Source organism: Heyndrickxia oleronia, assembly GCF_017809215.1.
Taxonomy (GTDB): domain Bacteria; phylum Bacillota; class Bacilli; order Bacillales; family Bacillaceae_C; genus Heyndrickxia; species Heyndrickxia oleronia.
The window spans coordinates 3,666,225-3,679,863 of the sequence record NZ_CP065424.1; the positions used below are offsets into that span (position 1 = coordinate 3,666,225).

The 13,639-nt window shown below is 34.5% G+C and carries 14 protein-coding genes; 7 read left to right on the forward strand and 7 right to left on the reverse strand.

Features of this window, described 5'->3' with window-relative positions; translation table 11 throughout:
* Positions 1–140 precede the first annotated feature (140 nt).
* Positions 141–1,556: a SpoVR family protein gene (locus tag I5818_RS18325; RefSeq protein WP_058004981.1), complete on the reverse strand. Its 1,416-nt coding sequence runs from the start codon at positions 1,554–1,556 to the stop codon at positions 141–143.
* Positions 1,557–1,847: 291 nt separating this feature from the next.
* Complete coding sequence (locus tag I5818_RS18330) at positions 1,848–3,083, reverse strand: TolB family protein (RefSeq protein WP_139358087.1); 1,236 nt, start codon at positions 3,081–3,083, stop codon at positions 1,848–1,850.
* Between the two features lie 118 nt (positions 3,084–3,201).
* Between I5818_RS18330 and I5818_RS18335 the strand changes: the two genes are divergently transcribed.
* A complete protein-coding gene (locus I5818_RS18335; RefSeq protein ID WP_078109527.1) occupies positions 3,202–3,504 on the forward strand; it encodes a hypothetical protein in 303 nt (100 codons plus the stop codon).
* A gap of 7 nt (positions 3,505–3,511) precedes the next feature.
* Here I5818_RS18335 and I5818_RS18340 read toward each other — a convergent pair whose 3' ends face one another.
* Entirely contained in the window at positions 3,512–4,651 is a 1,140-nt protein-coding gene (locus tag I5818_RS18340; RefSeq protein WP_078109526.1) for an MFS transporter, read from the reverse strand.
* A gap of 339 nt (positions 4,652–4,990) precedes the next feature.
* Between I5818_RS18340 and I5818_RS18345 the strand changes: the two genes are divergently transcribed.
* Together I5818_RS18345 and I5818_RS18350 are read left to right on the forward strand one after the other, a co-directional pair.
* Complete coding sequence (locus I5818_RS18345) at positions 4,991–5,257, forward strand: YhdB family protein (protein ID WP_058004977.1); 267 nt, start codon at positions 4,991–4,993, stop codon at positions 5,255–5,257.
* 249 nt (positions 5,258–5,506) lie between these two features.
* Positions 5,507–5,950 (forward strand): disulfide oxidoreductase, encoded by a 444-nt coding sequence (locus I5818_RS18350; RefSeq protein WP_180212736.1) that lies wholly within the window; start codon positions 5,507–5,509, stop codon positions 5,948–5,950.
* Between the two features lie 116 nt (positions 5,951–6,066).
* Here I5818_RS18350 and I5818_RS18355 read toward each other — a convergent pair whose 3' ends face one another.
* A complete protein-coding gene (locus tag I5818_RS18355) occupies positions 6,067–6,474 on the reverse strand; it encodes a DUF5365 family protein (RefSeq protein WP_078111451.1) in 408 nt (135 codons plus the stop codon).
* Positions 6,475–6,590: 116 nt separating this feature from the next.
* Here I5818_RS18355 and I5818_RS18360 point away from each other — a divergent pair, with 116 nt between their 5' ends.
* The 3 genes from I5818_RS18360 (at position 6,591) to I5818_RS18370 (ending at position 8,815) form a co-directional block, all read left to right on the forward strand.
* Entirely contained in the window at positions 6,591–7,508 is a 918-nt protein-coding gene (locus tag I5818_RS18360; RefSeq protein ID WP_078111450.1) for an RluA family pseudouridine synthase, read from the forward strand.
* 97 nt (positions 7,509–7,605) lie between these two features.
* Positions 7,606–7,932, forward strand: coding sequence for a DUF3870 domain-containing protein (locus I5818_RS18365; RefSeq protein ID WP_058004973.1), 327 nt, complete (start codon positions 7,606–7,608; stop codon positions 7,930–7,932).
* Between the two features lie 415 nt (positions 7,933–8,347).
* Positions 8,348–8,815, forward strand: a complete 468-nt coding sequence (locus I5818_RS18370; RefSeq protein WP_078111227.1) for a GNAT family N-acetyltransferase — start codon at positions 8,348–8,350, stop codon at positions 8,813–8,815.
* Between the two features lie 317 nt (positions 8,816–9,132).
* Here the strand turns inward: I5818_RS18370 and I5818_RS18375 are convergent, their stop codons facing one another.
* The 3 genes from I5818_RS18375 to wrbA all read right to left on the reverse strand — a co-directional run bounded on the left by I5818_RS18375 (position 9,133) and on the right by wrbA (position 12,665).
* Positions 9,133–10,347, reverse strand: coding sequence for an acyl-CoA dehydrogenase family protein (locus I5818_RS18375; RefSeq protein ID WP_071977142.1), 1,215 nt, complete (start codon positions 10,345–10,347; stop codon positions 9,133–9,135).
* Positions 10,348–10,361: 14 nt separating this feature from the next.
* A complete protein-coding gene (locus tag I5818_RS18380; RefSeq protein WP_071977141.1) occupies positions 10,362–11,519 on the reverse strand; it encodes a CaiB/BaiF CoA transferase family protein in 1,158 nt (385 codons plus the stop codon).
* Positions 11,520–12,056: 537 nt separating this feature from the next.
* The gene (wrbA, locus tag I5818_RS18385; RefSeq protein WP_058004970.1) at positions 12,057–12,665 is read right to left on the reverse strand and encodes an NAD(P)H:quinone oxidoreductase; all 609 of its coding nucleotides are present in this window, start codon (positions 12,663–12,665) and stop codon (positions 12,057–12,059) included.
* A 347-nt stretch (positions 12,666–13,012) separates the two neighbouring features.
* Between wrbA and I5818_RS18390 the strand changes: the two genes are divergently transcribed.
* Entirely contained in the window at positions 13,013–13,633 is a 621-nt protein-coding gene (locus I5818_RS18390; protein ID WP_058004969.1) for a DUF47 domain-containing protein, read from the forward strand.
* Positions 13,634–13,639 lie beyond the last annotated feature (6 nt).

Below are 13,639 nucleotides of genomic sequence, written 5' to 3' on the forward strand. Positions count from 1 at the left end.
AATTTCCAATAATTTTTTAAAAATTTTAAAAAATTTGCTATTTAATGGGAATAAAAAAACTACATATAGACCAATAAACACATTATTTAACTAATCTCAATAAAAAAGTGAGTATGATCCCATACTCACTCATCTTTCGCTTATAAATACTTTCTTTGCACTGTGCGCCCATCATAGCTAAATAATAGTTCTTTATTTTCAACTACTGATTCTAAATGGACTGTTCTTCCCCAAAGTTGATGAAGATAGGGCAGAACTTTTTCTAAGTATTTTAAGTCTAATTCAATGCCTTCATACCAATGTTTAAGGTACAATTCTCCATTTTTCATATAATCTCCATCATTGACTGTGATGTAGGGGAAACCACCATTAACTCGCATATTTACGAGCTGATCACGGACCTTTTCCCATTCTTTATCTACTATTTTATAGTCCCGACCTTGCTTTTGGAATAAATACATATCTTCCCGCATGACTAGATCCTTTGTTAAATAATTGCGTAGGAAGGAAATATCGCCTTCAATCTCTCTAACCTCAAACATTTTTTCGCGTCCAGTACCTGGTTTTTCGCCACGTTTGATCATTTCTTCAGTTGGATTATTCCACCTCTCTTCGATGTCTTCAAATATTTTCACTCCTAAATAATAGGGATTGATTCCTGTCTTTGATGGCTGAACAACCCCAGCATTTAATTTAGCAAATTCTATAGCCTCATCACTCGTTAAATCCATTTCACGTAGGATACGCTGGTGCCAGAATGATGCCCAGCCTTCATTCATGATTTTTGTTTCTAGCTGTGGCCAAAAATAAAGCATTTCTTCACGGATCATCGTCATTATATCTCTTTGCCAGTCAGATAGTTCACGACTATACTGTTCAATAAAAAGCATGATATCCTTCTCAGGTGCAGGAGGGAATTTCTTCTTCTTTTTCTTTTTGACTGGTTTCTTTTCTTTTTGATCCAATGACCATAGGTCATCATATGGAGATGGTGTACTTTTTTCTTCTTCCTCCCATTCCTCTTCATCATCCATGGTCCATGCAAGCTTCGGTCTCATTAATGAAGGGTCGATATGTTCTTCAATTGCTAAAACCGCATCAATAAAGGTTTCTACTTCCTTTTTTCCATATTTTAATTCATACGCACGAATTCTTTCTGCTGTTGCGGACATGCTTTCTACCATATCTCGCTTCGTATTTTGGAATCGAATATTATTTTTAAAGAAATCACAATGGGCTAAAACATGAGCAACGATTAATTTATTTTGGATTAAGGAATTTGAATCAAGCAAAAAGGCATAGCATGGATTCGAATTAATCACCAATTCATAAATCTTGCTAAGTCCTAAATCATAATGAAGCTTCATTTTAAAAAACTGTTTTCCAAAGCTCCAATGGGAAAAACGGGTAGGCATTCCATAGGCACCAAACGTATAAATAATATCTGCAGGACATATTTCATATCTCATCGGATAAAAATCTAAGCCAAATCCTGAAGCGATTTCTGTTATTTCAGAGATTGCATATTCTAATGATTTTTGATCATCATGTCTCATACTCGATTCTCCCTTCATGAATAGACACCGCTAAAAAGTCCAAACTGCGCACAAGTTATAAACCATCTTTAACACAATATATGAAAGTGGTGGACTATTCATGTAGTGGAATTATAACCATCCGTTTCTTTTCTTTTATATTCCATTTATTATTTTTTAAAGAAAATAGAAGGTGAATCTTGACAGACAAGAGTGAAGTTTACCCTCTTACATTTGTCGGTAAAAATTAAAAGATTTGAATGTCAGGGAAAAGAATACCAAATAAAATAAGAGGAGAACCTTGTCTCCCCCTCAATCATATTTTTGAAAGATATCGATGACCTCATCCCAATTCCTCTTTTCATAATAATCAGGTACCGTATCAATCTGTTGAATGAAAATTTTTGCTTGTTTTCCTTCTTTATTTGCTAACCACATATCTGTCGTCTGTCGATTCGAGCGTAACCATGTAAGTTTCCGCTCCTTTGAAATATACTCTGGTCGGTAATCCCCATAGTCGCTCTTCGGTGAGGTAATTTTATTTTGTTGCATGGACTTTGTGTCAATTTGATATAAAGAAGGTAATGGTCTTTTGCTAGGATTATTAGACCACTCAGATTCTTTTGCTCTCGATATGGTTATGAGTGATGGGTTATGCCAAGTAAAATCCCAATCCACATAGCCTTTCGGGGTATAGGTAGAATTAGATTTCATCGTTGGCAAGACCTTTACCTTTAAATGCTTGTTCTCAATCGCCATCCTTCCTTCACCAGAAATATAAGCAAGGAAGTTTTTAGTGGGCGCCCATTTAAACCAAGCATCATTCAAAATCATGGCATCTAAATTCATGAAGTTCGTACCATCCGTCCGAATGATACATAACCGATTTTCATCCATTGACCAAGATGCAGTAGGTATAGCTAAAAAGGCAATCCACATCCCATCTTCTGAATACTTAAATTGACTTGTTTGAATGGCAAAAAAATCCTTCGATTGTGTTGGCAGAGTATAAAAATGTTCGATTTTTTTCTTAGAATCGATAGGAATTTTGTACAATTCAACATTTGTCCACCCAGTTGGCTGAATAGATGCTATAGAAGAAGCTAAAAATTCTTTACCGTCCGGGGACCATGAGTAATTTCCTATACCTACTGAAATATTACTCACGCTTTTATTTTTACTGCTCATATCAATGATGTTAAGGGTTCCATCATACTGGAAAGCGAGAACATTACCGACTGGTGACCATTGATAGTTCGAGGCAGAGCTTTTATAGAGTAAAAAGTGTTTTTTCGTAACCATATGATAGGCCCAAAGCTCATCCTTCTTTTTATATGCAAGCCAGGTTCCATCGAACGACCATTTAGGGTTGGTCACTGCTCCATCTTTAGTTAATTGCTGTTCTTCCCTATTAATTTTAGTCCACAAATCCCCATTCCTAACAAAAGCTACTTGAAATGAAGAGGATTCTGCATGAATATCCTGTTCATTAACAAATACACATAAAAGTATGCAAATGATCAAGAACCATTGTTTAATTTTAATCATCCCTTCATTTCCGCCTTTTTTTAGTTTTACTTTTAATGTTTGATAAAACGCCTAATATCATTCATCTATTTTGCATCGTGTATATGATAAAATATTCACGATAGAATGGAGGATTTTCATGGGATTCATATTATTGATAGGAGTCATGTTACTCCTAATTGTCGCTACAATAATGGGGGTTCGAAGCTCAAGGAAAATGTATAAAGAAAACCATCCAAATAAAAATCGCCCCTTTGCATTATTTTTCAGCATCGCATTACTTTCAGGACTTGTCTATGTATTTGGAGCAAAAAAAATGGAATTAAGTATTGATTTGACCTTAAGCTGGATGTTATTTACTATGGGCCTCTTTTTTTGCTCAGGAATTGTATTTTTTAGTGGTTTTTTTATGAATCGAACTGAGGATAAACAAGCTGAATGACTTGATGTCATGCAGCTTGTTTACGCATTTCAGAAATGTAGAATGGCAGTGAAAGACATGAAACTAGCCCTGTTATAAGATAGATCGCTTGTATACCAAAATGATCTACGATCCATCCAGCACATAAAACACATACTGCTATCACGAAGGAAGATTGGATACTTAGCCTTTGATGAAGAGTCGATATTGTCTGGATATCCATTTGTTTGATTAATTCAGTATAGAGGATTTTTTCTTTTAGTTGTTGACTAAAGCCAAAGACAAGTATTAAAAACAGTGAAAGGTAAATATTCATATTAAAAGCAAAAACAGCAATGAATAATATTGTCACTATTGTCAGGAAAAATTGGACTTTCCAACGTCGATAAGCAAAAAACATATGGTATTTGTTGATTATAAAATGAACCAGTAGCATGCCTAAAATATAGGTGCTATTAAAAATCCCCCACCAAACAATTCCCTGCTTTAAATGGTTTTCTACAAAAGCAAAGATCATTGATGAGACCCAAGCAACATTGAATATCATATCTATCATAAATAGGAAAGAAATCCTATTATTAAACGACTGAAATGGTTGTTTAACATCACCTGTTTTTTGCATCATCATATTCTTATTTTTAGGACTACTACTATATATAAGGCAGCAAATAAGTCCCAAAAGACAAGCTATAATTAGTAAACCAAAAGAGTTCACTTGAACAAATAGAGTAATGGAAAGAAGCCATCCAATAATCATCGTTATTTGGTCTATAAACGATTGAAATCCACCAACAGTTGCTATTTCTTCTCTTTTAGTAATGCTTAAATAAGGTCGGTTGGATTGATATTTTATATAACCATCAATAGCTGATAGGACCATTGTAGGTAAAACGATATACAAAGAATGTTCTGATAATAAATAATAGGCGATTAAAATGAATATGGATTTAGCGCTAAAAAGTAAAGCGATATTTATTCGCAATGAGGTTGAGGCTAGTGTATTTCCAAGATTTCTGCCCATCATAATCAAAAATGTGATAATGGCCAAATCGAAAAATGATTGTCTCTCTTTATAAACGAATGAAAAAACAGCAAAAAGATAAAAAATCTCCATAAAAATGGATAGCATTTTTCCCAGCCATAAATAGCGATAAAGAAATGTTTTCAATCCTTTTCCTCCGCATGAATGATAGTATTCTCATTATTCACTTTATAATAACATATTTTTCCTACACGCTGTTTTCGTATCGTATGCTGTTTGTATAAAATTTTGTCGCTTTTTTTCCATGCCGATCGTTATTTGTTAAAACTTCACTTAAATAGCAACAGCACCTTCTTTAACACTTCTCATCATTTATCCATGACAAAAATAAACAAGTTATAAATATCGCCATCGCCAAGTTTTACAGCGACATATTCTATATGTGCTGCATATAATACAAATAACTCCTTTAAGTGACTATTTCACTTGCTGAGTTCAATCGAACATCAAAGGAGGAGATTAGTCTTGAATCAAGTTGATTATGATCGTGCCTTATATTATACCCATCGTTCACAATGGGATAATTTATTAATTTTAATGGTACGAACAAAAGATGATATGCTTTCAAAACGAATCGAACATCTTCTCCACGCCTATCATTTCTCACATGACTATACCGTCATTGAACGCAGTCTCTATTCTTTGTTTAGATATATTGACCATGCTAATGAAATGAGTGGTGTCACAGAAGATTTAACCAGCAGTGAAGCATTTCACCATACCCAGATTTAGTTACTTGATAACGGGTCGTTCTAGCTTTTTAGAACGGCCTTTTTTGTTCAGCTTTTTTCGTATTGTTTGTTGCTTTTGTAAAATCCCAACTGATTTGTTACACCTTTCCTTAAATAGCAACAATGTTTGAGCAAAGAGTCTTTTGTTTAAGAACATATTGTGAACAAATGGATAATTGCCACTTGATTATTCCTTTTTTTAAGTAAAAAGACTATAATTTTATTACTAGTCAATTAAAGGAGTTAGTCAATGCAAACGAAAAATAATCGTAAAGTGTTCTTTTGGAATTTCGCATGGACAGTATCCATTGTCGCCACATTAGGAAGTTTATACTTTTCTGAAGTTCGCCATTTTGTTCCGTGTGAGCTTTGCTGGTTTCAGCGAATACTTATGTATCCATTAACAATACTTATCGGTATATCAATCGTAAGAAAAGAATTTCAGCTTTCCCTTTATGTAGCGGTCTTATCCGGTATTGGTTTACTGACATCTCTTTATCATTATTCAATACAGAAGATTTCCATTTTTAGTCAACATGCCCCTTCCTGTGGGCCAGTCTCTTGTACAGGAGAATATATTAATTGGCTAGGATTTATTACTATTCCCTTCCTTGCTCTTATAGCATTCATTTTCATTTTTATTTCTAGTATCATCGTGTATAAACACACAAAAAATGATGAAGGTAATGAGTAATGAAAATCATTCTTTAAAAAAAGTGGTCGAAAATGAGATGATTCCCTACGTTAGATTTAGGTTCATCTCAAAAAGACCACTTTTTTACTCTTTTCACAAATTTAAAAAGAGCTTTTTTAAATGAGTATTTCGTTTGCAGCTTTTTTATAAATAGAAAATGAATCAAATAATATTTTATCCTTGCGATTAAATATGGAATAATTAAATGGAAAAAATATATCATATGTTTCCAAAAGATCAATATTTCGATTAAAAAGTTTTCCGTAGTAATGATGAAGTGGTTTTTGCATTTTCTCTTCCAAGATTGTAATAATTGTTTGTAAACTTGCAATTACTTGAAAAGCATCTTTTAAGGTATTAAAATTTTCAAAATGGAGTTGTTCTATATGTAATACTCCCATTTTTTTAAATTCAGCAATTTCTTCATCTTCGTAGTAGAAAGGAAAAATCTGTGTATACAGTTGATTAATTAATTCTACTATTTTTTTCTCCTGTTCTTCCGTTGATGCATATAAGACCTTCACAAATGACCCACCCTTTTATTGTATTACTTTAAAGAAACTTGCTATTATTAGTTACAGAATAACACATTAAAACTGTAAAAAATTGTGGTAATTATGACCATGTGAAAGGAAAAAATATGTGGATAAATAAATCAGGAAAGTGGTTTCAATTTAGGGTGCCACAACAGTGGGAAAACCTTACTGCAGAAGCTATTTTCAAAGAAAATTGGAAGGTACCTAAGAAACTATTACATCAATGGCGAATGGAAAAATTGGTAAAAATTGATGATCAAACTATCAACTGGTCGAAGCCACTTTCCTTGGGAACGGAAATATCAATTGCATTATTTACTGAGGAAGATTATGGCGTGATTCCTCAACAGCTTGCCATTGACGTATTATTTGAAGATGATCATTTAATCGTTGTTAATAAGCCTGCTGGTATGGATACACATCCAAATTCTGAAGGACAGCTAAATACACTAGCAAATGGGGTTGCCTTTTACTTGCAGCAAAAAGGAGAGAAAAGGCGTGTTCGTCATATTCATCGACTTGACAAAGATACTTCGGGTGCCGTTTTATTTGCTAAACATGCATTAAGTCATGCTATTTTGGACCGTTTGTTAAATGAAAGAAAGATAAAAAGGACTTATTATGCGTTAGTCCATGGGATCATTCAACCATCTTCCCTCAAGATTAATGAACCAATCGGTCGGGATCGTCACCATGCAACACGGCGCAGAGTTTCGAAATCAGGGCAATCAGCACAAACAAGGGTGTTAGTCATACAAAAATTTATGAAAGAAAAAATGTCATTCATACAGTGTTCATTAGATACAGGTAGAACCCATCAAATTAGAGTTCATTTAAGCCATATTGGTCACCCATTAGTCGGAGATTTATTATACGGTGGGAAGCCGCTTTTCCCTAGACAAGCCCTACATGCTAGAGAATTGACCTTTCTCCACCCATTTACAGAAGAAAAAGTCAAATGCATCGCACCATTCAATGATCAACCAGAGATATTTGAAGCATACATAAAACGCGTTAATTAGTAAAGGGGCAAAACCCCTTTACTTTTTTGATAAGCCCTTTTATTGTATAATAACTCTAAATAGACTTTTCAAAATTTTTCATCAAATGAGGGATATAATGAACACATATTTCATTGCTGGTCATGCGAAGCTACCTGCCGGAATGGCAGCAAAAAGTATTTATGAAACCTTAACAATTACCGCTGAAATCGATCGAAAGTACGGGGTCATTGTTGAAGCTACATGCACATTAGCGACCGAACACGGACGTGATTTCATTTCCCATTTGTTAAAGGGCTATAGCCTTAAAGACGGGATCGAAGCTCCTTTAGATACTTTAAAAAATTGTTATTTTGGAAAAGCCTACAATGCCTTAACTTCCGCATTAAAAGATTTACATAAGCAATATTTACTTACTTGTGAAAAAAATAAACAGAATAGTTAATAAAAGAGGCTGTTTTGTATTAGGTAGTTCCGATTTTGTGGGGAACATACGAAATAGCATGCTAATTAGCAGACCAAATCGCATATGATTTGGTCTCTTCTTTTTCCTTTATATACCAATAATTATTGAATATTAACATTAAAATAGCTTACAAAATCCCAACCCCAATAACATAATGACAACAGCTATTGTCAACAGTTAATTATTATGTTAATGCGCACGCTATTTGTTATGTTGATTATCATAAACCAAGTAGGTAATTGAGATTTTATGTAAAAAAATAACTGAGATTGTGAAATAGTTTTCTAAAAGAAGCAGGTCAGTCTAAGAAGGATTGCACGCTTTTTTTGTTGAATTTGTACATTAACAAAACAGGTTTGGTTAAAAAACTGAGTAAAAATTAATGAGGTGTAGTATGTCAGAAATATACATTAAATTAATAAGTTCAGACAATTGGCGAGAAGCACTTGAATTATCCGTCTTTGAAGAACAACATAAATTTGTTGCATCTATTAATCCACCCGTTGCTATTGCTCTTGCTAAAGCATATATAAGACCAGGTGGAAAAGTGGTAGAGCCATATGGAATTTACAATAAAAATGAGATTGTAGGCTTTTTCAATCTGCATTATACACCAGATAGTAAAGACGATTACTGGCTGTTTCATTTTTTCATAGATAAAAGATTTCAAAGAAACGGATTGGGTTCAAAAGCATTAAATGAATTAATCAGACATATTAAAAATAACCATCCTTCTTGCAATCGTCTGAAATTAACGGTTAATCCTGAAAATGAAGCAGGCAAATTATTTTATTTAAAATTTGGTTTTTCAGAAGATAATATAATGACCTTCGATGAACCCACTTTTTCCATATTGATATAACAATACTATGAAAGTACACATTAAATATTTTTTGTTGGACAACAGGTGCTTAGTTTAACAAGACAATATGAAAACAAAACGCTTGGATATTAAAATCCAAGCGTCTCTGTTTGCTATTTGTGCTGTTATTTCTGTTGCTAAACATACTATGTTTTAGTATGTTATTTCATCTGTTTTTTTACATTTTCTCCACAGTATCTGAACTACTTAGTTTTATACAGACCTCTTTTCAATTTTATTGCTTTTGTAAGAGCCCTTCTAACAGCTTTAATAGTTTACAGCACTTTTTTTCAGTGAATAAAAGAGGTTGACTGTCATTATTTCTCAACCAAGTTGTTATCTACTGCAAATGGCCATGATGGAAGCATTTTACTTAATGGCTTATCCTGGCGATATCCTAACACATATTCTGCCTGCATAATTGTATGAATCTCTCGAGTTCCTTCATAAATCACAGGTGCCTTAGAATTTCTTAAAAATCTTGCTACAGGATATTCATCTGAGTATCCATAGGCTCCATGAATCTGTACCGCGTCGTCAGCGGCTTTATTGGCAAAGTCACAGGCTTGCCACTTTGCTAATGAAGTTTCGCGTGTATTGCGGACACCTTTATTTTTGAGTTCACCTACCCGATAGACTAGTAGGCGGCTCATTTGAAGTCCAGCTTCCATTTTGGCAATCATTTGCTGAACAAGCTGGTGTCTGCCTATTTCCTTTCCAAAAGTTTTTCGTTCATGGCAATATTTCACACTTTCCTCCAATGAAGCCATGATTAATCCACACGCGCCAGCTGCTACTGTAAATCGTCCATTATCTAAGGCAGACATTGCGATTTTAAACCCTTCTCCTTCTTGACCAAGAAGATTTTCCTTCGGTACTCTTACTTGATCAAAAAAGATTTCGCCTGTATTCCCAGCTCGGATGCCGTGTTTATTTTTTATCGCTTTTGAAGAAAAACCTGGCATGGTTCTTTCAACAATAAAGGCTGATATCCCGTGGTGCTTCTTACTTTTATCAGTATAGGCAAAAACAAGAAAATGATCAGCTACATCGCATAAAGAAATCCATGTCTTTTGACCATTTAAAATATAATCATCACCATCTTTTACAGCAGTCGTATTTAATGCTGCTACATCTGATCCTGCACCTGGTTCAGTTAATCCAAAGGCACCGACCTTTATTCCTTTAGCTTGAGGGGTTAAGTATTTTTGCTTTTGTTCCTCGGTCCCCCATTGAAGTAAAGTTAAGCTGTTTAAACCCGTATGCACGGAAACAGCCGTACGATATGCTGTATCCCCTCTTTCCAGCTCCTCACATACTATCGCCAATGCATTATAATCCATCCCACTTCCACCATAGGCTTCAGGAATACATACCCCCATTAAACCTAGCTCGGCTAATCGTTTCATAATGCTTGGTTCGAATATTCCTTTTGAGTCCCATTCTCCTATAAAAGGTATGATTTCTTTATCAACAAAACTTCTTACAGTCTCACGCAACATTATTTGTTCTTCGGAAAAATCAAAATTCATTTATTCTCACTCTCCTATTTATTTTGTGAATAACCCAGGTCTTTGAAGATTTCATCATTATGCTCGCCTACTAAAGGCGGGGGATATTTTATTTTAATTGGTGTTTTTGATAATTTAAGTGGACTTCCAACTAGCTTTATGTCACCTGCCTGTGGATGCTTAGTTTCAATCATCATTTCCCTTGCGCGAACTTGTGGATCATTAAAAACCTTATCGATGGTATTAATCGGTCCACAAGGAATCCCATGTTGCTGGCAATGCTCTTGCCAATATTCAGTAGGTTTTGATAGCAGTATTTTTTGTAAAATTGGAATTAATTCTTGGCGATGTTCGACACGCTTTGCATTCGTTTGAAAGCGTGGAGATTCCGATAAATATTCTAGTCCTAATATATCTACAAATTTTTTGAATTGGCGGTCATTTCCTACCGCAATCACCATTTTCCCATTTGAGGTATCAAATGTTTGGTAAGGAACAATATTGGCATGTGAATTCCCTATAAGGCCAGGTATTTTTTCAGACATTAAATAATTGCTTGCAATATTCACTAAAGCACTGACTCCCGCATCAAAAAGTGAGAGATCCAGCTTTTGCCCTGTTCCTGACTGATTTCTTTCTAAAAGAGCCGCCTGTATACCGATACAAGCATATAATCCAGTTAAAATATCAGTTATGGCAACGCCAACCTTTTGCGGACCTGACCCTTCATCACCTGTAATGCTCATTAAACCAGACATTGCTTGAATGATATAATCATACCCAGCCAAATCCTTATATGGACCCGTCTCTCCAAAGCCAGTTATTGAACAGTACACGATTTTTGGGTTGATCTTTGCTAATATTTCATAGTCTAAACCTAAGCGTTCCATCGTTCCGGTTTTAAAATTATGGATGACCACATCACATTCTTTTACAAGAGTTTTAATAATTTCCTTTCCTTGTTCAGATTTGAGATCGACAGTGATACTCTTTTTATTTCGATTGGCACATAAATAATACGCACTCACTCCATTTTTGAATGGCGGTCCCCAATTTCTTGTATCATCACTACCGCCTGGTGCCTCAACTTTAATAACCTCTGCCCCTAGATCACCTAAAATCATCGTACATAATGGTCCAGCTAGAACTCTCGTTAAATCCAGAACCCTAATTCCACTTAACGTCTCAGTCAGTTTTATTCACCCCTTCTTTTAAGATCACTTTTTTAGTAAATTGAGTAAAAAATACTACTGAATGTTTAAAAACAGAACCATTTTTTAAATAAGGCTGTTTTCGTATCGTTTGTTGCTTTTGTAAAAGCCCAACTGCCGGCTTTTACTCCCAATAAAGGATTTTAGCGGTCCTTATGGAGATTGGCTCTTTCTCAGTAAAATGATACGTGTACCGATCCTCAGTCGATATTTAATAGTTATAACATTCCTTAAATAGCAACAATGTTTGAGAAAGAGCCTTAAATAAACACAATAAAAAACCAGTCCTCCCCCATAGGTGGAAAACTGGTTCATAACCTGTTGGATGCATTTCGGTGAGAAATGTGAACAGATTTTACAGTTTGAAAATAATTACATAGAAAAGAAATATACCCCGGATTGCCTGAATGGTAGTACAGGTCAGGAGTATTTTATATTACTGATATTTTACCCTATTTTTAATTATTTGACAATAAAAAAAATCCCCTACGATGTGTAGGAGATTTTCAGCTAATTTTTTTATTGCAAACCAGCTTTTACCCATTCTGCCACTTGAACTGTACGTTTTGCTTGATGCTTTACGGCTGCTTCTGCATCTTCCACAATTCCTTTTTCTGTTACAGTTACAGTTGTTCCGTAAGGATTACCACCTGCTTTATAGATCGATTCATCCGTATAACCTGGTGCGACAATGATTGCACCCCAATGCATCATTGACGTATAGATTGTATGGATGGTTTGTTCTTGTCCTCCATTTACATTCCCAGCTGATGCCATTGCACTGACTACTTTATTTACCGTCTTTCCTTGCGCCCAAAATCCACCTAATGTATCTAAAAATTGCTTCATTTGTGAAGGAATATTTCCAAAACGAGTAGGTGCGCTAAAAATAATTGCATCTGCCCATTCTAAATCAGCTTGAGTCGCCACTGGAACATGTTGTGTTTCCTCGACATGTTTCTTCCATGCTGGATTCGATTCAATGGCAGCTGGAGGTGCTAATTCCTCGACCTTTAATACTTTTACTTCTGCTCCAGCTTCTTTTGCTGCTTCTTCAGCCCACTTTGAAAGCTGATAATTTGTTCCAGTTGAGCTATAATATACGATTGCTAAATTTACATTTGTCATAGTTGTCTGCATCCCTTCCGAAATTTCTCTAAGTTGATGAATAGATCATCATTCACTTATTTTGCTCCATTAAAGAATAACTAATTCTCCTAATACCTCGACTTAATAAATCTCAACCTCAAGAAAAAATTAATATTTAATCGAAATTTGTCGAATAATAGTTCCAAATAAGCAAAAATCCTCAGATATTTATAGAAAAACTGTGAAAACTAAAGAAAACATGAGGATATAAAATAGACATAATTGTAAGCGAATACACAAAAAAAATCGACATATTTCTTTAATCTTTTCACAAAATCATATAAAATAAATACGTTTGATAATACAAAGCTTTTAGGAGGCTCTCTATGGTATTTAAGAACAAGAAGGACAAATTTGCAGTTTTATTAGGGGAAATCTCTACGAATTTAAGAGAAAGTATGAATTATTTCGCGGACTATAAACTGAATAGTACAAGTGATTTAAAAATCTTCGCCCAAAAAATGAAAGAATATGAATCACAAGGCGATACATACGTTCATCAAATGATTTTGGAGTTAAATGATACATTTATTACTCCAATTGAAAGGGAAGATTTATTAACACTAACGAATAGTCTCGATGATATTTTAGACGGATTAGAGCACTGTGCGTATATTTTTGAAGTGTATAATATCACTGCCGCTGATGACTATATGTATAAATTCGTTGATGCAATTAGAAATTGTACCGTTGAAATTGATAAAGCTATCGAGCTTATGTTTAGTAAGAAACTCCCTAGTATGCGACCACATGCAATCAAAATTAAAGAGTATGAGTCCATGTGTGATGATGTATTAAGAGAGTCTATTAAAGAACTTTTCAAAAATGAAAAGGATCCTATTCGTTTAATTAAATACAAAGAAGTATATGAGGATCTCGAAGAAATTGCTGATTATTGCCAAAGTGTTGCAAACATTCTAGAAACCATTATTATGAAGAACGCATAAGGAGTC